The sequence below is a fragment of the Kitasatospora sp. NPDC001225 genome, from assembly GCF_053597855.1.
This window is the reverse complement of the sequence record NZ_JBSFJC010000002.1, coordinates 127,365-147,013: the sequence shown is the minus strand read 5'-3', so window position 1 is coordinate 147,013 and position 19,649 is coordinate 127,365. Positions and strand designations below refer to the sequence as shown.

General features: G+C 74.2%; 12 protein-coding genes. 6 read left to right on the top strand and 6 right to left on the bottom strand.

The features are described from left to right. Both ACWDCZ_RS01325 and ACWDCZ_RS01320 read right to left on the bottom strand, forming a co-directional pair. On the bottom strand, positions 1-1,799 hold a 1,799-nt coding region (locus ACWDCZ_RS01325; RefSeq protein ID WP_449814909.1), incomplete at its 3' end, for a non-ribosomal peptide synthetase. After that, entirely contained in the window at positions 1,796-7,852 is a 6,057-nt protein-coding gene (locus ACWDCZ_RS01320; protein ID WP_449814908.1) for an acyltransferase domain-containing protein, read from the bottom strand. The genes ACWDCZ_RS01325 and ACWDCZ_RS01320, both read right to left, overlap by 4 nt. Before the next feature lie 954 nt (positions 7,853-8,806). Here ACWDCZ_RS01320 and ACWDCZ_RS01315 point away from each other — a divergent pair. Then, complete coding sequence (locus tag ACWDCZ_RS01315; protein ID WP_049651517.1) at positions 8,807-10,153, top strand: MFS transporter; 1,347 nt, start codon at positions 8,807-8,809, stop codon at positions 10,151-10,153. Between the two features lie 86 nt (positions 10,154-10,239). On the opposite strand, the gene ACWDCZ_RS01310 is transcribed toward ACWDCZ_RS01315, so the two are convergent. After that, positions 10,240-11,232, bottom strand: coding sequence for a LacI family DNA-binding transcriptional regulator (locus ACWDCZ_RS01310; RefSeq protein ID WP_416873985.1), 993 nt, complete (start codon positions 11,230-11,232; stop codon positions 10,240-10,242). A 125-nt stretch (positions 11,233-11,357) separates the two neighbouring features. On the opposite strand from ACWDCZ_RS01310, the gene ACWDCZ_RS01305 reads away from it, so the two are divergent. The 5 genes from ACWDCZ_RS01305 (at position 11,358) to ACWDCZ_RS01285 (ending at position 15,732) form a co-directional block, all read left to right on the top strand. Further along, positions 11,358-12,338, top strand: a complete 981-nt coding sequence (locus ACWDCZ_RS01305) for a ribokinase (RefSeq protein WP_449814907.1) — start codon at positions 11,358-11,360, stop codon at positions 12,336-12,338. A 75-nt stretch (positions 12,339-12,413) separates the two neighbouring features. Continuing rightward, entirely contained in the window at positions 12,414-13,760 is a 1,347-nt protein-coding gene (locus ACWDCZ_RS01300; protein ID WP_380742858.1) for an NtaA/DmoA family FMN-dependent monooxygenase, read from the top strand. Between the two features lie 35 nt (positions 13,761-13,795). After that, the gene (locus tag ACWDCZ_RS01295; protein ID WP_449814906.1) at positions 13,796-14,341 is read left to right on the top strand and encodes a flavin reductase family protein; all 546 of its coding nucleotides are present in this window, start codon (positions 13,796-13,798) and stop codon (positions 14,339-14,341) included. Continuing rightward, positions 14,334-14,759 (top strand): riboflavin kinase, encoded by a 426-nt coding sequence (locus ACWDCZ_RS01290; protein ID WP_074006036.1) that lies wholly within the window; start codon positions 14,334-14,336, stop codon positions 14,757-14,759. The genes ACWDCZ_RS01295 and ACWDCZ_RS01290 overlap by 8 nt, the downstream gene beginning before the upstream one ends. A 244-nt stretch (positions 14,760-15,003) precedes the next feature. Then, entirely contained in the window at positions 15,004-15,732 is a 729-nt protein-coding gene (locus tag ACWDCZ_RS01285) for a nicotinamide mononucleotide transporter family protein (RefSeq protein ID WP_449814905.1), read from the top strand. 81 nt (positions 15,733-15,813) lie between these two features. On the opposite strand, the gene ACWDCZ_RS01280 is transcribed toward ACWDCZ_RS01285, so the two are convergent. From ACWDCZ_RS01280 to ACWDCZ_RS01270, 3 genes are read right to left on the bottom strand one after another with little or no spacing between them, the layout of a single operon-like run. Further along, a complete protein-coding gene (locus ACWDCZ_RS01280; protein WP_449814911.1) occupies positions 15,814-17,541 on the bottom strand; it encodes an ABC transporter ATP-binding protein in 1,728 nt (575 codons plus the stop codon). Positions 17,542-17,582: 41 nt separating this feature from the next. Next, the gene (locus tag ACWDCZ_RS01275; protein WP_049651523.1) at positions 17,583-18,572 is read right to left on the bottom strand and encodes an ABC transporter permease; all 990 of its coding nucleotides are present in this window, start codon (positions 18,570-18,572) and stop codon (positions 17,583-17,585) included. Next, on the bottom strand, positions 18,569-19,633 hold the full coding sequence (locus tag ACWDCZ_RS01270; RefSeq protein WP_449814904.1) for an ABC transporter permease: 1,065 nt from the start codon (positions 19,631-19,633) through the stop codon (positions 18,569-18,571). Before ACWDCZ_RS01270 ends, ACWDCZ_RS01275 begins: the two co-directional genes overlap by 4 nt. Between the last annotated feature and the right edge of the window lie 16 nt (positions 19,634-19,649).

Here is a 19,649-nt window from a genome sequence, read left to right as displayed (position 1 = left end):
TTGTGGGCGGCGCGGCGGGCGCCGGCGCGCTGGCGGGCCGACTCGACCACCTCGGGGGTGGCGCCGCTGTCGTCGTCGAGCCAGCGGGCGAGGGAGGCGATGTCGCGGAAGCTGAACAGGTCGGGCACCCGGACGCGGCGGTCGAAGCGACGGGTCATCAGCCGGGCGAGACGGATCAGCAGCAGCGAGTCGCCGCCGAGGTCGTAGAAGGCGGACTGCACGTCGATGCCCGACGGATCGAGGTCGAGCAGCTCGCCCCAGATCTCCGCCAGCGCCACCTCGGTCGGCGTGCCGGCGGCCGACCGCGGCCCGTCGGTGCCGGCGGCCGGCGGCTCGGGCAGCGCGTCGCGGTCGAGCTTGCCGCCCGGGCCCAGCGGGAGGGCGGGCAGGAAGACGAGCGTCGCGGGCACCAGGTAGTCGGGCACCTCGGTGGCGAGCCGGCCGGTGATCGCGCCCTGGAGGGCCGGGTCCAGCCGGGGGCCGTCCTGCGGTGCGCCCTCGCCGGCGGGGACGACGTAGCCGACCAGCCGGTTGCCCCGGACGGCGGCGGCGGCCTCCCGGACCTCGGGGCAGCCGGTCAGCCGGGCCTCGACCTCCTCCAGCTCGATCCGGTAGCCGCGCAGCTTGACCTGGTGGTCGGAGCGGCCGAGGAACCGGAGTTCGCCGTCCTCGGTGAACCTGACGACGTCCCCGGTGCGGTACATCCGCTCGCCGTCGCGGAACGGGTCCGGAACGAACCGCTCGGCGGTGGTGCCGGGCCGGTTGACGTAGCCGTGCGCGAGGCCGACGCCGCCGAGGTAGAGCTCGCCGGACTCGCCGGCCGGGAGCGGCCGCAGCTCGTCGTCGAGCACGTAGACCAGGTCGGTGGTGGTCGGCGGGCCGATGGTCGGCTCGTCCGTCCCGTCCTCGGGCACCAGCCCGAACGAGCAGAAGACGGTGCCCTCGGTGGGGCCGTAGGCGTTGAACACCCGGGTGGCGCCCGTCTCCCGGTAGGCCCGGTCGGCCAGCTTGCGGCGCAGCGCCTCGCCGCCGAAGACGATCGACCGCACGTTCGGGGGCAGGGCGCCGGCGTCGAGCAGGCCGTTCATGACCGACGGGACGACGGACAGGTGGGTGATCCGGTCCGCGTACCGGCTCTCCGTCAGGTGGACGGCGCTCTCGACGAGCACGACGGCGCCGCCGCGGCACAGCGCGTTGAAGACCTCCATCACGGACAGGTCGAAGCAGACCGAGCTGGCCGCCGAGACGCCGCTCAGGTCGCAGCCCTCCAGGACCCGGTCCATCTCGGCGAGCATCGCCACGGCGCCGGCGTGCCGGACGGCCACGCCCTTGGGCCTGCTGGTGGAGCCCGAGGTGTAGATGACGTACGCGGTGTCCTCGGGCACGACCGCCACGGGCTCGGCGCCGGGCTCGGTGGCCGTGGTCCCGCCGAGCACGACCACGGTCGGGCCGGGCGGGCAACTGGCCCGGGAGGCGGGCGTGGTGAGCAGCAGCCGGGTCCCGCTGTCCTGGACCATGAAGGCCAGCCGGTCGGCGGGGTAGTTCGGGTCCAGCGGCAGGTAGCAGGAGCCGGTGCGCAGGGCCGCCAGGACGGCGACGAGCAGGTCGGGGGTGCGCTCGACGCAGATCCCGACCGGGACGCCCGGGCCCGCGCCGTCGGCGAGGAGCCGCTCGGCCAGCTCGCGGGACCGCTCGTTCAGCTCGCCGTAGGTCAGCACGCCGGCGTCGGAGTAGACCGCGGTCGCGTCGGGGCTCTTGACCGCCTGGGCGATGAACTCGGAGTGCAGGGTTTCGGTCACTGCTCTGTCTCCTTGGGGAGGCCGGCCGGCGCGATGTCGCCGAGGGCCTGGTCGGGTCGGGCGATCGAGTCGAAGAGCACGGTGCGGTACAGCGCGAGCAGGGCCGTCACGGTCTGCCTCTCCAGGTAGCCCGGTTTGAACTGGACGTGGCCGGCCACCCGGCCGTCGATGTCGGCCATCGAGATCTCCAGGTCGAACTTGGCGAGGTGCCTGCGCACCTGGAGCGGTTCGAGCGGCAGCGCGGCGTCCGGGGAGAGGGTCTCGCCGACGCCGTGGAAGAGCTTGACGGAGCGGGGGAAGGCGTCCGAGGAGAGCCAGTTCACCACCACGTCGAACCACGGGGAGCGGCCCTCGGCGCGCGGCGGCTTGAGCTGGGCGGCCAGGAGGTCGAGGGGGTAGTTCATGTGCTCCAGGAGGCCGAGCGAGAAGGCGTGGACCTCGCGCAGCAGCTCGCGGAAGCTGCGGTCCCCGGCGGGGTTCGCCCGAACCAGCACGGTGTTGAGGTAGTAGCCGATCGCGGACTCCCAGCCGGGCTCGGCCCGTTGGGCGATCGCGGTGGCCAGCACCGAGTCCTCCGTCCCGGCCGCGCGGTTGAGCGTGGCGAAGAACCCGGCCAGCACGACGGTGCTGATCGACACGCCCTCGCGCACCGCGAACTCCCGCAGCAGGCGGGTCTCCTCGGCGCTCCAGCGGAACGCGAGGTCGCGGCCCTCGTAGGTGACGCCCGGCGGCCGCTCCTTGCTGGACAGGTCCAGGTGGGCGGGCGGGTCGGCGAGCTTCTCCGACCACCAGTCCAGCGCCGCCTCCGCGGCCGGCCCGGCCAGCCACTGCCGCTCCCACTCGACGAACTCGGTGTACGGGGCGACCGGCGTGCGGCCGGCCGGGTCGGCGCCCTCGTAGAACTCCTGGAGCTCGCGGATCATGATGTCGGCCGAGGCCGCGTCCGAGGCGATGTGGTGGACCAGGACCATCAGGAAGTGGTCGGACGGGCCGCGCCGCATCAGGACGACCCGCACCAGCGGACCGTTGTCCATGTCCAGCGGCTCGTGCCCGTACCGGGCCAGTTCCTCGCGGGCCTCCTCGTCGTCCAGGTCGGCGGTGTCCACCACGAGGAACTCGTACACCGGCTCGTCCAGGACGACCTGGTACGGGCGGCCGCCCGCCTCCACGTAGAGGGTGCGCAGCGCGGGGTGCCGGTCGAGCACGGCCAGGACGGCGCGCTCCAGGGCGTCCTCGTCGACCGCCGTCCGGATCCGGGCGGTCACCATGTAGTTGTAGGGCACGGCGTCCGGCGCGATCATCTGCATGAACCAGAGCGAGGCCTGGCCGTGCGAGGCCGGCGCCAGTTCGAGGCCGAGGCCTTCGGCGCGCAGCTGCTCCGGCGCCGGCGTGTCGGTGGCCTCCAGCAGGCCGCGCGCGTCCAGCTCCTCCAGCAGCTCCTCGGCGTCCAGTTCGGACAGGTCCTCCAGGAAGGACCGCGCAGGCTCGGGCGTGGGCGTGGGCGCCTGGACCGCCTGGACCGCCTGGACCGCCTGGACCGCCTGGGGCGGCTGGGGCGGCTGAGGGGCGGGCGCGGCCGGTCCGTCGGCGAGCCCGACGAAGTGGCCGACCACCTCGGCGATGGAGCGCCCGTCCAGGAACACCACCGGCGAGACCCGGTGCCCGAGGACGGCCTGCATCCGGTTGACGAGGCGGATCGCGAGCATCGAGTCGAGGCCGAAGTCGCGCAGGCCGGCGCCGGCGTCGAACCGGCCCGCCGGTACGCCCAGCGCGTCGGCGAGTTCGGCGAGGACGACCTCCGCCACCGGCCGCTCCGCCACCGTGGCCTGCGCCGGCTGCGCCGAGACCGGAGTGGAGGTGACGGCGGCGACAGCGGTGGCCGCGACCTGGGTGGCCGGGGCGGGCTCGCGGCGGGGCTCGGAGTCGATCCAGTAGCGCTCCTTCTGCCACTGGACGAGCGGGGTCTCCACCACCTCGACGTCGTCGCCGAACAGCGGGTCGAAGGTCAGCGGCAGGCCCCTGACGAACAGTTCGGCGGCGGCGCCCAGCAGGCAGCGGAGGTCGCTCTCCCCGCGCCGCATCGAGTTGACCGCGTGCACCCGGACGCCCCGGGACAGTCCGGTCTCCTCGACCGCGCCGCGCAGCGTCTCGTGCGGGCCGATCTCGATGAAGGTGGAGACGCCCCGGTCGACGAGCGCGGCGGTCGTCTCGGCGAACCGGACCCGGTCGCGCAGGTTGCGCACCCAGTAGTCGGCGTCGACGAGCGGGTTCACCACGCCGGCCAGGGCGGTGGAGTGGAAGTCGATGCCGGGCGTCAGCGGGGTGATGTCCTTGAGGCGCTCACGCAGCGGGCCGGTCAGCGCGTCCATGCCGGGGCTGTGCATCGGCCGTTCGACCCGGAGCCTCCTGGCCGGGATCCCGTCCCGGCCGAGGTCGGCCGCCAGGGCGTCGAGGGCCTTGCGCGGGCCGGAGACCACCGTGCTGGTGGGGCTGTTGACGGCCGCGACGGCCGCCTGCCCGGCGTAGGCGGCGAGCCGGGGCAGCAGCTCCGGCTCCGGCAGGTCGACCGAGAGCATCGCACCCGCGGCGGCCTCGTGTTCGAGCAGCTGTGAGCGGGCGACCACGACCTTGGCGGCGTCCTCCAGGGACAGCGCGCCGGCCACGCAGGCGGCCGCGACCTCGCCCAGGCTGTGCCCGACCACGGCGGCCGGCTCGACGCCGAGTCCGAGCCAGACCTTCGCCAGCGAGACCTGGAGGGCGAACAGCACCGGCTGCTGGACGTCCAGTTCATCGTACCGGGCCTGCCCGTCCGGGGCGGTGAGCCGGTCGAGCACCGAGCCGCCGCCGGCCGCGCGCACGGCGTCGTCGCAGGCGTGCATCCACCGCCGGAAGCCGGCGTGCGAGCGCAGCAGTTCGCGGCCCATGCCGGCCCAGTGGGTGCCGGTGCCGGAGAACACCAGCGCCACCCGCCGGTCGGCGGTGCCGGAGACCGTGCCGGTGACGACGTCGGGGTGCGGTCGGCCGTCGGCGATCCGGGCGAGCCCGTCCAGGACGTCCTGCCGGTCACGGGCGAACAGGGCGATCCGGTGGGCGTGGTGGGTGCGGCGGGCGGCGAGGGTGTAGGCGAGGTCGGAGACCCGCAGGGCCGGGTCGCGTTCGACGTGGTTGGACAGCGCGCGGCAGGTGTCGGCCAGCGCGTCCGCGGTCCGGGCCGTGACGGGGACCAGGTGCACCCGGTTGGCCGCCGCGGCCTCGCCGCCGCCCGGCACGGCGTGCCGTCCGCGGTCGCCCGCGAGGAAGGGGTGGGCGGCGACGGGGAGTCCGGCCGCGTAGAGGGCGCCGAGCGAGCCGAGCAGGGTCGCGGCCTCGTCGGCGCCGCGCCGCAGCGAGGGCAGGGTGGTGACGGCCGGCAGGATCTCCGACACCGACTTGAGCAGCAGGGGGTGGGGGCTGAGTTCGACCACCGCGTCGACGTCGTGGTCGCGCAGCCTGGTCAGGGCGTCGACCACCCGGATCTCCCGGCGCAGGTTGTCCGCCCAGTAGTCCGGCCCGAGCTCCGCGCCGTCGACCGGCTCGCCGGTGACCGTCGAGATCATCGGGACGCGGGCGGTGCGCGGCCTGATGCCGTCCAGCTCGGCCTTCAGCGGGGCGAGGACGTGGTCGACCAGCGGCGAGTGCGGGGCGTGGCCCATCCGCACCCGGTGGTTGACGACGCCGGCGTCGGTCAGCCGCCGGACGAGGTCGTCGATCTCCTGCGGGGTGCCGGTGACCAGGGTGGAGCTCAGGCCGTTGTGGCCGGAGAGGGTGAGCCCGCCGGTCAGGTGCGGCCGGACCTCGTCCGCCGGGGTCATCACCACGATGCCCTCGCCGCGGCCGACGGCCAGCTGCTGGAGGAGCCGGCCGTGGTGGGCGGCCAGCCGGGAGGCGTCCTCGAAGTCCAGCGCGCCGGCGATGTGCGCGGCGGCGAACTCGCCGACGCTCTGCCCCACCACGACGTCCGGCTCCACGCCCAGCGAGCGCCAGGTCTCGGCCAGCGCGACCTGGAGGGAGAACAGCAGCGGCTGGAAGACGTCCATGTCGTCGAGGCGGCCGTCCGGGTCCATCAGCTGCTCCACGAGCGAGAAGCCCAGCAGCTCCCGCATCCGCTGGTCGGACCTCGTCATGGAGCGGCGGAACTCGGGTCGGCCGGCGAGCAGTTGGCGGCCCATGCCGACCCACTGCGAGCCGTTGCCGGAGAACAGGAACGCCACCCGCGGCCGGCCGGGCCGCTCCCCGACCTCCCCGACGCTCAGGCCGGGGGCCGTGGTGCCGGCGGCGAAGGCGTCCAGGCCGGTGCGGAGTTCGGCCATGTCGCGGGCGGTGGCCGCGAGCCGGAACCGGCCGTCGCCGGGCGTGCGGCGGCAGAGCGCGCGCAGGTCGGTCGCGTCCCGCGACTCCAGGGCCCGCTCGGCCAGCTCCGCGGGGGAGTCCGCGGCCAGCAGCAGCAGCGAGGCCTCGGGGCGCGGCAGTTCCTCGACGGCGATGTGGCAGATCGCGCCGCCGAAGCCGAAGGAGCTGACGCCGCCCCGGCGGGCGTCGGAGCGGCGCGGCCACGGCGTCAGCCGGTCCTGGACGGTGAGGTTGTAGGCGTCGAACAGGATCTGCGGGTTGGGTGCGCTGTAGTGCAGGCTCGGCGGCAGGACGCCGTTGCGCATCGACAGCGCGAGCTTGGCCAGGCCGACGATGCCGGCCGCCGCCTCCAGGTGCCCGACGTTGGACTTGACGGAGCCGATCCTCAGCGGCGCCGCGCGGTCGGCGCCGCCCAGGACCGCGCCGACGGCGTTGGCCTCGATCGGGTCGCCGAGGGGAGTCGCGGTGCCGTGGCACTCGATGTAGTCGACGAGGTCCGGCGCGATGCCCGCCCGCTGGTAGGCGGTGCGGAGCATCTTCTCCTGCGCCTGCGGGTTGGGCGCCGTCATCCCGTTGCTGGGACCGTCGTTGTTGGAGGAGCTGCCCTTGATGAGGCAGTACACCGGCAGGTCGCGCTCCAGTGCCACGCTCAGCGGGGCGAGCACGACGACGCCGGCGCCCTCGCCGCGGGTGGTGCCGTTGGCCCGGGCGTCGAAGGTCTTGCAGCGGCCGTCGGGGGAGATCGCGCCCAGCTGGTCCATGGCGGTGTAGTAGTCGGGGACGAAGCTGAGGTTGACGCCGCCGGCCAGCACCAGGTCGCTCTCGCCCAGCTGGATCGACTGGCACCCCACGTGCACCGAGACCAGGGATCCGGCGCAGGCGGCGTCGATCGCCATGCTGGGGCCCTGGAGGCCGAGGACGTAGGAGACGCGGTTGGCGATGATGCCGTCGTGGATGCCGGTCGCGGTGTGCGGGGTGATCTGGGCGTCGGGGCCGCGGTAGTGCGCCAGCGCGGCGTAGTCGTTCCAGCAGGAGGCCATGAACACGCCGGTGTCGCTGCCGACGAGGCTGTCCGGCGCGATGCCCGCGTCCTCCAGCGCCTCCCAGCACAGCTCCAGGACGAGGCGCTGCTGCGGGTCCATCTGGACGGCCTCGCGGGGCGAGATGCCGAAGAACAGCGGGTCGAACCGGTCGATGCCGTCGATGAACCCGCCCCAGCGCACCCGGTCGCCCAGCAGCTCGCGGCGGGCGGCCGGCACCGGTCCGACGGCGTCGCCGCCCTCGACCAGCAGCCGCCAGAACGAGGACGGGTCCGGTCCGCCGGGGAAGCGGCAGCCGATGCCCACGACCGCGACCGGCTCGTGCGCGGGCTTGCGGCGCTCGGCGCCGGGGGCGGGCCCGGCGGCGCGCGGGCCGTCGACGAGGGCGCGGGCCAGTCCGTCCAGGGTCGGGTACTGCCACATCCAGGTGGCCGGGACCTGCCAGCCGAGGTACTCGGACAGGGAGGCCGCGAGGTTCACCGACTTCAACGAGTCCAGCCCGTACCGGTGCATGGGCGCCCGGAGGTCCACCGAGGCCGCGGACACGTCCGACAGCTCGGCGAAGCGGGACAGCAGGAAATCCGTGACGTCGGTGATGTCTCGCGCTGCGCGCTCGTGGGGCATGGCGACTCCCTCAGCAGGGCGGATGGAATGGAGGACGGGGCTTCGCGGCCGGCTGGTCGGGGGGGACGCCGATTTCAGGGCAGCCGGGAACAGGGGGGCGGGGCACGGCGGGATCCGTCCTCCGCGCCGGGGGCCGTCGCGGAATCGGCGGGGCGGCGTGCGGACGGGGCCGGTGTTTCCGGAGTTCGCGCTCGACGTGAACGGGAAGTCCGGTGAAGTGAACGGGAAATCCGGTGGAGCGAACGAAAAGCGGGGCGGGGCGGAGTGGAGGGTGGGCGGCGTCGGGGCAGCGCGGGTCAGCCTGCCGGCACGGTAGTAGGTCTGTACATGACATGCATGGACGTACGGTCGGGCAGCGCTGCTCCTCTCGCGACAGGAGGAAGGACTCGGGGTGCCGACCGCGCGGCGCGGCAGGACGGGGTGAGGGTCGGGTCTTCGGGGGTGCTTGAGTGGTCGCCGTTCAGCGGCTCACTGATCAGCGGCACACTGTGGAATTCTGGCCGACGCGTTCGGCTCCTGCCGGTCGGGCTGCCGGCCACTTCCGCTGCTGAGAATTCCGCAGCGCGGGTATGTTCATCCGCCCTCGGGGTGCGGAGAGATGTGTCGACTACGCGTTCATCGATTCAAGGATCGCGTATTTCGACGGCCGGATGAAGCGGTGGCGGGATTTGATCGACAAAGTGTCCGATTCGATCTCCTCGATGCGACAGATGTACGAATGTGTGATGGGTGCCGCCGTCGGGTAGAGGTCGACGGAAATCGAATGACCTGGGGAAGGGTCGACTGCCGGTACCATGCGCGCCGGGCGGGGTGGACAGCGGATGAGCGATCAATGCAAGCTGACCGCATGGCAGTTGAGAATCTTGATGCATCGTCAGCCAGTGCCGACAGCTCCTTAGTAAGGCCCCTCCCGCGGCGCCGTGCGCTCGGCCGCGAGCTCCCGGGCGGGCCCGCATGACCGCCACCGTGGTCGAGTCGGCCCGTCGGCCGGGGCTGGCGCTCGGCGTGCTGGCCGGGGCGTTCGCCCTGGACGTGAGCGGTCTCGGCGTACTCAACGCCGCCCTGCCGTCCGTCGGAGAGCGCTTCGACCTGGGGGAGACCACGCTCCAGTGGGTGATGACCGCCTACGCCGTCACCTTCGCCGGCTTCCTGCTGGTGGGCGGCCGGCTGGCCGACGTCCTCGGGCGGCGGCGGGTGTTCGAGGTCGGCGTCGCCCTGTTCACCGTGTCCGCACTGGTCGGGGCGGTGGCCCCGAACACCGTGACGCTGCTGGGCGCGCGCGCCGTCCAGGGGATCGGCGCCGCCCTGTCGGGGCCGGCCGCGCTGGGCCTGCTCACCGCGCTCTTCCCGGTCGGCCCGGCCCGCAACCGGGCGATCAGCGTGTACACGGCCGTCGGGGCCGTGAGCTTCAGCGGCGGGGTGCTGCTGGGCGGCGTCCTGACCCAGTTCTTCGGCTGGCGTTCGGTGCTCTGGTTCTCGGTGCTGATCGGGGTCGGCGTGCTGGCCGCGACCCGCGTCGGACTGCCCGACGGCGCCGGTCACCGCGGCCGGCTGGACCTGCCCGGCGCGATCACCGGCACCCTCGGCCTCACCCTGCTCGTGGTCGGCGTGAGCAGCAGCGGCGCGACGGCGTGGACCGTCCTGGCCGCCGCGGCGGTCTCCCTGGTGCTGTTCGTCGTCCGGGAGCACCGCACCGCCGACCCGGTGCTCCCGCTCGGCCTCTTCCGGATCGCCTCGGTGCGGGACGCGAGCCTGTCGGCGTTCCTCCAGTACACGGGCTCGATCGGGATGCTGTTCTTCGCCCCGCTGTACCTCCAGGGGATGCTGCACTACTCGCCCTCCGAGTCCGGCCTGGCGCTGGTGCCGATGTCCCTGGCGGTGTTCCTCACCGCCAACTTCGTCACCGGCCGGCTGCTGGCCACGTACTCCCCGCGGACGCTGATGGCCGTCGGCCTGGTCCTGATCGGCGTCGGCACCGGGCTGTGGCTGGGCACGCCGCAGGACGGGAACTACGTGCTGCACGTGCTGCCCGGCCTGGTGGTCAGCGGCATCGGCCAGGGGCTGAACTTCCCCTCGATGACCACGGCCGGGCTCTCCGGCGTCCCGGAGCAGCAGCACGCCGTCGCGGGCGCGGTGAACGTCGTGACGCAGCAGATCGGCGCCAGCGCGGGCGTCGCGGTGATGGTCCTGGTCGCGGGGACCAGTTCGGACCAGCTCGGCGGCTACCACCTCGCCTACGTCACCGCCGCCGTCGCCTGCGTGCTGGGCGCGGCCGTCATCGCGGTGCGGCGGAAGGCCTGAGGGGCCCCGCCGGTCGAGGGCCGGAGCGGCCCGCCGAGAGGCGGCCCCGGGGTGCGCGCCGCACACCGGGGCCGCCTCTCGCCCGCTCAGGCGTCGGCGTCCGTGGAGGAGCGCACCACCAGCTGCGGCGCGAAGCGCTCCACCCGCTCCGACCGTTCACGGGCCGGGGACTGAAGGAGGGTCAGGGCGCGCTCGGCCATGGCGGTCAGCGGGTGGCGGATCGAGGTGATGGGCGGGTCGAGGAGTTCGAGCATCTCGGTGTCGTCGAAGCCGGTGACGGCGATCCGGCCGGGGACGGGGATCGCCGAGCGCTGCAGGGTGCTGACCAGCCCCACCGCGAGGACGTCCGCCCCGCAGACCACGGCGTCGATCCCGGCGTGCCGCTCGGCGATCCGGCGGCCCGCGGTGCGCCCGGCGTCGGTGGTGAAGCTGGGCAGCAGGACGGTGGTGGCGTCGGCGCCGCGGGCCCCGGTGAAGGCGGCGAGGCGCTCCGCGCCGGAGGAGGACGCCTGGTCGGCGGCGACCAGGGCGATCCGGTGGCGGCCGAGGCCTTCGAGGTGGTCGAGGAGCAGCCGCATCGCGGCGGTGTTGTCGAGGGTGACGGCCACGGTGCCGGAGCCGGTGGCCCAGCGGTCGAACAGGACGACCGGGGTGCGCTGGGCGGCGGCCCGGACGGCGGGGCCGGACGCGCCGGCGGAGACCGGGACGACGAGCAGCCCGTCGACCCGGCCGCCGAGCAGGGTCTCGATCTGCTCGGCCTCGACGGCGGTGTCGTTGGCGGCGTCGGAGACCACCAACTGCCCGCCGGCGGCGCGGACTTGCTGGGCGAGGGCGTCGGCGAGCTGGACGAAGTACGGGTTGGCGAGCGAGGGGACGACCACGCCGATGGTGCCCGTGGTTCCGGTGCGCAGCGCCCGGGCGGAGTGGTTGGTGCGGTAGCCGAGGTGCCGGGCGGCCTCCTCGACGCGGCGGGCGAGTTCGGGGTCGACGTTGCGCTGGGTGCCGGCCAGGACGCGTGAGGCGGTCGCGCGGGAGACACCGGCGGCCGCGGCCACGTCGAGGAGTCGGGGCGCTGTCACGTGGGGCGGTCCTTCGCGGTCGGGAACGGGCTCGGCTGAGCTCGCGGAATACGCAGCACGAGGGTACTTGACGGTTCCGGGGGCCTGGTCCACAGTGTGGGAGATCGATCTCCCAAGGAGTGCAGATGCCGCCCATCACCGTCGTCGGTTCGATCAACCGCGACCTCGTCCTGACCGTCGAGGACCTGCCGCGACCCGGCGAGACCGTGCTCGCGCGGGGCTTCGTGGAGGGCGTCGGCGGCAAGGGCGCCAACCAGGCCGTCGCGGCGGCCCGGCTCGGCTCGCGGGTGCGGATGGTCGCCCGGGTCGGCCCGGACGCCGACGCCATCCTGCGGGCGCTCGCCGCCGAAGGGGTGGACGTCGGGGCGGTGCGCCCGGCACCGGAGAGCACCACCGGGATCGCCTCGGTGGTGGTCGACCGGGCCGGCGAGAACACCATCGTGGTCAACCCGGGCGCCAACGCCGAACTGTCCGTCGCGGACCTGCCGCAGCGGCTGGCCCGGTCCGCGGGCGAGGTGGTCCTGGTGCAGCACGAGATCACCGCCGAGGTGGTCGCCGCCGCCGTGCTGCGGGCCCGGGAGCAGGGCGGCACCGTCGTCCTCAACCCGGCCCCGGCCCGCCCGGTCGCCCCGGAGGTGCTCGCCGCCGTCGACGTCCTCGTCCCCAACCTCGGCGAACTCGCCACCCTGCTCGGCGCGGAGCCGCCCGCCGGCCCCGACGGGGCGCGCGAACTGCTGGAGCGGGCCGCCCTGCCCTGCCGGGCGGTCGTGGTGACGCTCGGCGCGGACGGGGCGCTGGTCAAACAGCCCGGCCGTCCCGCCGTGCACCTGCCGGCCCCCGTCGTGGACGCCGTCGACACCGTCGGCGCCGGCGACACCTTCTGCGGAGCCCTCGCCGACTCCCTCGCCCGGGGCGCCGACCTGCTCGCCGCCGCCGAACGGGCCGTCCGCGCGGCCTCGTTGGCCGTCACCGGGCTCGGTGCCCAGTCCGCCATGCCGTCCGCGGCGCAGCTCGACGCGTCCGCCGGCCCCCTCGGCGCACCCGCCCCGCTCCCCGACGCGACCAGCGCGGTCCTCGACGCCCCCGCCGTTCCCGTAGCACCCTGACGGTCCCCGGCCCCCACGCCCGGTCCGCTCAGCACCCAGGTTCCCCCGCACCACCAGTTCAACGGAGAACACCCCATGCGCAACCTCAAGCTCGGACTGTTCGAGAACGCCCAGACCAACGCGAGCGGCACCGCCACCTGGCGCCACCCCGACAGCCGCCGGCACCTGTTCGACACCCTCGGGTACTGGCGCGACATCGCGCGGATCTGCGAGGACGCCAAGCTTGACTTCCTGTTCCTCGCCGACGCCTGGGGCTGGTCGGAGATCGGCGGGGTGCGCCCGCCGATCGCCACCGAGGAGACCCTCGACCTGCCGCGCCTGGACCCGTTCGTGATCGCCTCGGCCCTGCTGGCCAGCACCACCGACCTCGGCCTGGTGGTGACCGGCTCGGTGCTGGTCGAGCCGCCGTACGCCTTCGCCCGCCGACTGGCCACCCTGGACCAGCTCTCCGGCGGCCGGCTCGGCTGGAACATCGTCACCACCGGCACCGCCGACACCGCCGTCAAGGCCTTCGGGATGGACATGGTGGCGCACGACGACCGGTACCGGATGGCCGAGGACTTCCTCGACCTGGTCTACAAGTACTGGGAGGGCTCCTGGGAGCCCGACGCCCTGGAGAAGGACAAGGCCGGCCGCTTCGCCGACCCGGCCAAGGTCCACCTGGTCGAGCACGACGGCCCGTACTTCCGCTCGCAGGGCTACGGCAACACCGCCCGCTCCCCGCAGGGCACCCCGGTGCTGTTCCAGGCCGGCGCCTCCCCGGCCGGGCGCCGCGTCGGCGGGCGGCACGGCGAGTGCATGTTCGTCGGCAGCGGCACCGTCCAACAGCTCGCCGGGCACACCGCGGCGATCCGCGAGGAGGCCGTCCGGGCCGGCCGCGGCGCCGACGAGGTCAAGGTGATGTCGGCGTTCTCCTGCGTGATCGGTGCCACCACCGCGGACGCCGAACGCCGCTGGCAGCGCGTCCTGGACGCCCAGCGCCCGGAGGTCACCGTCGCCAGCTACGCCATGTTCACCGGCCTCGACCTGTCCTCGTACGCGCCGGACACCCCGATGGCTGAGCTGTCCACCGAGATGTCGCAGACCCAGGTCGCCCGGTTCGCCGACAAGACCGTCGGCGACGTGCTCGCCGACTGGCACACCCACGGCGTCGGCGCCCGCCCGGTGGTCGGCACCGCCGAGGAGATCGCCGACGAGATCTGCGCCCTGGCGGAGGGCGCCGACCTGGACGGCTTCCTGCTCTCGCCGACCGTCCAGCCCGCCTCCACCGTCGAGTTCGTCGAGTCGGTGCTGCCGATCCTGCGCGCCCGCGGCGTCTTCCGCGGCGAGTACGCGCAGGGCGAGTCGCTGCGCGAGCGGCTGACCGGCGCGTCCGACCGGGCGCTGCCGGCCAGCCACCCGGCCGCGCGGTACCGGCACTGACCCCCCGCACCGGCGACGAGAGGACGGCGACGACCATGGTCACTCCCGCCCACCACCCGACCGCGGCCGCAGCGAGCGCCGCGGAGCGGCCCGACCGGGCCGAGCTGGACGGCGCGGCGCTGCGCCAGGCGTTCGGGGCCTACCCCACCGGGGTGGTCGCGCTCGGCGCGCTGCGCGACGGCGAACCGGTCGGGCTCGCGGTCAGCTCCTTCGTGTCGATCTCGCTGGAGCCGCCGATGGTCGCGGTCAGCGTGGCCCGCACCTCCACCACCTGGCCCCGGCTGACGGAGGCTCCGGAGCTGGGGCTGAGCGTGCTCAGCCGCGGCCAGGGCGCGCTCTGCCGGCGGCTCGCCTCCCGCGCGGGCGACCGCTTCGACGGCACCGGCTGGCAGGCCACGCCGGACGGCGCGGTGCTGATCCACGACGCGGCGCTCTGGCTGACCGCCCGGACGCACGCGGTGTACGACGGCGGCGACCACGAGATCGTCCTGCTGGAACTGCTCACCGTCGAGCTGTTCCCCGGAGTGGAGCCGCTGGTCTTCCACACCAGCCAGTTCCGTGAGCTCACCCCCCATGGCTGACACCCCGACGGCCCCCCTGTCCGGCACCGTGGTGCACGGTGCCGGCCGGGGGAGGGGGCTGGGCTTCCCCACCGCCAACATCGCCCCCGACCCCGGCACCCCCGCCCCGCCGCCCGCGATCTACAGCGGCTGGCTGGCCCGCCGCGCGAGCGGCACCGTGCACCGCGCGACGATCAGCGTCGGCACCAACCCCACCTTCTGCGACACCTCCGAGATCCACACCGAGGTGTACTGCCACGACACCCCGGGCGACCTGTACGGCGAGCGCGTCGAGCTCTGGTTCGTCGCCCGGATCCGGGGCACCGAGCGGTTCGCCTCCGTCGACGAGCTGCTGCTCGCCGCCCGGGAGGACGTCCGCCGCTCCGAGGCCCTGCTGGACTCCGAGCACGGACGGCACGTGCTCGCCGTTCTCTCCTGAAGCGCCTCTCCTGAACCGTTCTCTCCGGAACCCTTCTCTCCGGAACCGTTCTCTTCTGAACCGTTCTCTTCTGATCCGCCCGCACCACCTCTTCGCACCGTCCTTCACCTGCCCGGCGCGCGCCCCCGCTTCCCCCGCGACCCCGCGTCCCGCGCCACGAGCCCGGTCGGCCCCGCACCCCCCGCTTCGGCGGGGCCGACCGCCCCTTCCCCCACCTCGCTCCGCACGAACAAAGGTGTGAGTCATGAGCGCGTTCCACTGGTTGAACGAGCAGTTCGACTTCTTCGGCCTCCCCGTCTACTGGTCCGACTTCCTGGGCAACATCCTGGCGCTCGCCACCGTCTGGCTCGCCCTGCGGCGCTCGCTGGTGGCCTGGCCGGTGCAGATCCTCGGCTCGGTGCTGCTGCTGGTCGCCAGCCTGAACGTGCACCTCGGCGGCAACGCCGCCCGGCAGATCGTCATCATCGTCTCGGCCTCCTGGGGCTGGGCGACCTGGAAGCGCAGCCGCGAGCAGGAAGGCACCATCAACGTCCGCTGGGCGTCGTGGCAGGAACGCGCCGTGCTGGCGGCCGCGATGGTGGCGGGGACGGCCGCGTTCGGCGCGGTGCTGAAGGGGACGGACGCCTCGTTCTACCCCGGGGCGCCGTGGTGGATGGTCCTCGCGGACGCCTGGATCTTCGTCGGCTCGATCCTCGCCATGTACAGCCAGGCCCGCCGCTACGTGGAGTTCTGGTTCGTCTGGCTGGCCGTCGACCTGGTGGGCGTGCCGCTCGCGGTCCACTCCGAGCTGTACTTCTCCGGCATCGTCTACGGGATCTTCTTCGTGATGGTGGTGCTCGGCATCCGCGACTGGGCGTCCCGCAGCAGGCCGCAGGAGATCGCCTCGCCGCTGGAGCCCGCCGTCCTGGTCGAGGGCCGGGACGAAGGCCGTGCGGGTGAAGGTGCCAACTCCCGGGCCACCAAGATCAACTGATGGTTCGTCATGAATCTGTACGCGACTGCCCGGCCCGGGCTGCACCCCCGTGAGGTGCGACCCGGGCCGGGCAGTCGACGGTCAGGCGCCGGCGGAGGCCAGGCGGGCGTGGCGGCGGGCGGTCGCCTCGGCCGGGTCCAGGACCGGGACGGCGGCCAACAGGCCCTTGGTGTAGGCGTGCTGGGGGGAGTCGTACACCGTGTCGGCGTCGCCCTGTTCCACGATCCGCCCGGCCCGCATCACCGCGACCCGGTCGCTCACCTGCCGGACCACGGCGAGGTCGTGGGCGATGAAGACCAGCGCGAGGCCGAGGTCGCGCTGCAACTCGCCCAGCAGCTCGACCACCTGGGCCTGGGTGGTGACGTCCAGCGCGGAGACCGGTTCGTCGCAGACGATCAGCCGCGGTCGGGGCGCCAGCGCGCGGGCGATGCCGACCCGCTGCCGCTGCCCGCCGGAGAACTCGTGCGGGTAGCGGTGGTACCAGTCGGCGTCGAGCCCCACGCGTTCGAGGAGTTCGCCGACCTGGCTGCGGATGCGGCGCTCGTCGCTCTCCCCGGCGATGCGCAGCGGGTCGGCGATGGACTCGCCGATGCTGCGGCGCGGGTTGAGCGAGGACACCGGGTCCTGGAAGACCATTTGCAACTCCCGCCGGAGCGGGCGCAGTTCCTTCTCCCCGAGCGCTCCGATGTCCCGGCCGCGGTAGTGCAGCCGGCCGCCGGTCGGCTCCAGCAGCCGGACGAGCATCCGCCCGAGCGTGGTCTTCCCGGAGCCGGACTCGCCGACCACGCCCAGCGTCTCGCCGGCCCGTACGGTGAGCGAGACGCCGTCCACGGCGGTCACCGGGCCGGTGCGCCGGGTGAGGCCGCCGCGGGTGGCGAACTCCCGGCGCAGGTCGACGGCTTCGAGCAGCACGTCATCCCCGACGGGCCCGGTCGACCCGGCCGACCGGGCCGCCTCGGCCGGCTCGGTGGGCGCGTCGACCCGGGGCACCGCCGACAGCAGCGCGCGGGTGTACGGCTCGCGCGGAGCGCCCAGCACCTCGGCGACCGGCCCGTGCTCCACGGCCCGGCCGTCCTTCATCACCAGCACCCGGTCGACGCTCCCGGCGACCACGCCCAGGTCGTGGGTGACCAGGACCAGCCCGGCCCCGGTCTCGGCCCGCAACTCGTGCAGCAGGTCGAGGATCTGGGCCTGGACGGTGACGTCCAGCGCGGTCGTCGGCTCGTCGGCGACCAGCAGCCGCGGCTCGCAGGCCAGGGCCATCGCGATCAGCACCCGCTGGCGCATGCCGCCGCTGAACTCGTGCGGGCGCGACCGCGAGCGCCGCGCCGCGTCGGCGATGCCCACGCGGTCGAGCACCTCGACGGCCCGGGCCCGGGCGGCCCGGCGGGAGACGTCCCGGTGCACCCGTACGACCTCGGCGATCTGGTCGCCCACCGCGTAGTACGGGTCGAGGGCGGAGAGCGGGTCCTGGAACACCATGGCGGCCAACCCGCCGCGCAGGCGCCGGAGTTCGTCGCCCTCGGCGGTGACGGCGTCGACCCCGGCGACCCGCACCGAGCCGCCGATCCGGGCGCCGGTGCCGCGGTGCAGGCCGAGCAGCCCGTAGGCGACGGTGCTCTTGCCGGAGCCGGACTCGCCGACGATGCCGAGCGCCTGCCCGGCCTCCAGGGTGAAGCCCACGCCGTCGACGGCGCGGACGTGGCCGTCGCCGACCGGGAAGTCGACGACCAGGTCCCGGACGTCGACCAGGGCCTCGCCCCGGGCTTCGGCGGCCCGGGGTTCGGGGCCCCGGGGCTCGGGGCTCAGGGGCTCCGGGTCCAGGGGCTCCGGGCTCAGGGTTCCGGCGCTCACGTCAGGACCACCCTTCGGTCGGTCACCGCGTAGAGCACGTCCGCGATGACGTTGGCGAGGACCACGAAGAACCCGGTGACGAGGGTGAGGCCGACGACGGTCGGCAGGTCGATCAGGCCCACCGAGGTGACCAGCAGCTTGCCGAGCCCCGGGAGGCCGAAGAGCGACTCGGTCAGCACGGCGGACCCGAACATCGTCCCGAGGTCGATGGCGGTCAGCGCGATCACCGGGGTGAGCGCGCCGCGCAGCGCGTGCCTGGTCACCAGGTGCCGCTCGCTGACGCCGTACGCCCGGAAGGTCCGGATGTGGTCGTCGGCGAGGGTCTCCAGCATGGAGGAGCGGGTCAGCCGGGCGTACTTCGCGGACTCGATGAGCGCGAGCGAGACCCAGGGCAGCAGCAGTCCCCAGAACCACTGCTGCGGGTCCTCGGTGAGGGGCACGTAGCTCGGGAACGGCAGCCACTGGAGCTGGGCGCACAGGACGATGAGCAGCACCAGGCCGATGACGAAGACCGGGATGGAGCTGCCGGCCAGCGTCAGCGCGGTCAGCAGCCGCTCGCTGAGCCGGCCCCGGCGCAGCGCGGAGACCAGCCCGGTGCCGACCCCGAGGACCAGCCAGAGCACCATCGCGCCGAGCGCCAGCGAGGCCGTCACCGGGAGCCGGGCGGTGATCATGTCGGTGACCTGCTCGCCGCTGCGGTAGGAGATGCCCAGGCAGGGCGCCTGGCAGTGCAGCAGGCCCGTCCCGGCGCTGAAGTCGCGGCCGGCGACGACGCCCTGGAGGAAGTGGGCGTACTGGAGGTAGACGGGCGCGTCGAGGCCGAGCCGTTCGCGCACCTGGGCGACCTGGGCGGGGCTGCACTTCTCGCCGCAGGCGAGCTGGGCCGGGTCGCCGGGGGCGATGTAGAAGACCGCGTAGACGACCAGGGAGAGGACGAGCAGGACGCCGAGCATGCCGACGGCCTTGCGGAGCAGGAAGCGGGTCATGCGGTGGCCTCCTCGGAGGGGCCCCGGCCCGTGCTCGACGGACCGGCGTTCGACGGACCGGCACCCGAGGGGCCGGCCTTCGACGGACCGGAGCCGCCGCGCGCCGTACCGACCCGCAGCCGGGAGGCCGCACGGGGGTCGAGCTCGGTGCGGACGGCGTCGCCGAGCACGGTGAAGGCGAGCACGGTGGTGAACAGCAGCGCGGAGGGGAGCAGCACGTACATCGGGTCCGCGCGGAACCAGGTGGTCGCCCCGGAGAGCATCTGGCCCCACGAGGAGGTCGGCGGCTTGACGCCCACCCCGAGGAAGGACAGCCCGGCCTCGGCGACCACGTTGGACGGCAGCAGCACCGCCGCGTAGGTGATGACCGGCGCGGCCAGGGACGGCAGCAGCTCCCGGCGGGCGATCCGCCACCGGGTGGCGCCGGCGAGCCGGGCCGCGGCCACGTAGTCGAGCTGCCGGAGGCTGAGCGTCTGCGCCCGGACCACCCGTGCGGTGCCGGCCCAGCCCAGCAGCCCGATGACCAGGGTCAGCAGCAGCGGGCGGGGGAAGCCGGGGGGCACGACCGCCATCAGCGAGATGGCGAAGACCAGCGTGGGCAGCGCGAGCATCACCTCGGTGGTGTTGCCGATCAGCTGGTCGAGCCACCGGTTGCCGAGGCCCGCGGCGAGGCCGAGCAGGACGCCGATCGCGACCTGGACGAGGGTGGCGCCGACGGCGACGAGCAGCGAGATCCGGGCGCCGTGCACCAGTCGGGCGAACACGTCCCGCCCGGTGCCGGGTTCGACGCCGAGCCAGTGCTCGGCGCTGACGCCGCCGAAGGAGCCGGTGGGCACCCCGCCGGCCGCCGAGTCGAGCAGGTCGTTGTGGTAGCCGGTGGGGTCCTGGCCCTCGATCGCGCTGAGCAGCGGTGCCGCCGCGGCGATCAGGACGAGCAGGACGATGACGAGGCCGGCGGTGAGGGCGGCGCGCCGCGCGAGCAGCCGCCGCCACACCTGTGGTCCCCCGGCGGCCGGGGAGGCCGCGGGGGCCTCCCCGGCTCGGGGTTGCTGTGAAGCCATGGTTGTCCGATCGATC

Coding starts and splice junctions, on each gene's coding strand:
- ACWDCZ_RS01320 (WP_449814908.1), bottom strand. CDS start 7,852: ATGCCCCACGAGCGCGCAGCGCGAGACATCACCGACGTCACGGATTTC.
- ACWDCZ_RS01315 (WP_049651517.1), top strand. CDS start 8,807: ATGACCGCCACCGTGGTCGAGTCGGCCCGTCGGCCGGGGCTGGCGCTC.
- ACWDCZ_RS01305 (WP_449814907.1), top strand. CDS start 11,358: ATGCCGCCCATCACCGTCGTCGGTTCGATCAACCGCGACCTCGTCCTG.
- ACWDCZ_RS01300 (WP_380742858.1), top strand. CDS start 12,414: ATGCGCAACCTCAAGCTCGGACTGTTCGAGAACGCCCAGACCAACGCG.
- ACWDCZ_RS01295 (WP_449814906.1), top strand. CDS start 13,796: ATGGTCACTCCCGCCCACCACCCGACCGCGGCCGCAGCGAGCGCCGCG.
- ACWDCZ_RS01290 (WP_074006036.1), top strand. CDS start 14,334: ATGGCTGACACCCCGACGGCCCCCCTGTCCGGCACCGTGGTGCACGGT.
- ACWDCZ_RS01285 (WP_449814905.1), top strand. CDS start 15,004: ATGAGCGCGTTCCACTGGTTGAACGAGCAGTTCGACTTCTTCGGCCTC.
- ACWDCZ_RS01275 (WP_049651523.1), bottom strand. CDS start 18,572: ATGACCCGCTTCCTGCTCCGCAAGGCCGTCGGCATGCTCGGCGTCCTG.
- ACWDCZ_RS01270 (WP_449814904.1), bottom strand. CDS start 19,633: ATGGCTTCACAGCAACCCCGAGCCGGGGAGGCCCCCGCGGCCTCCCCG.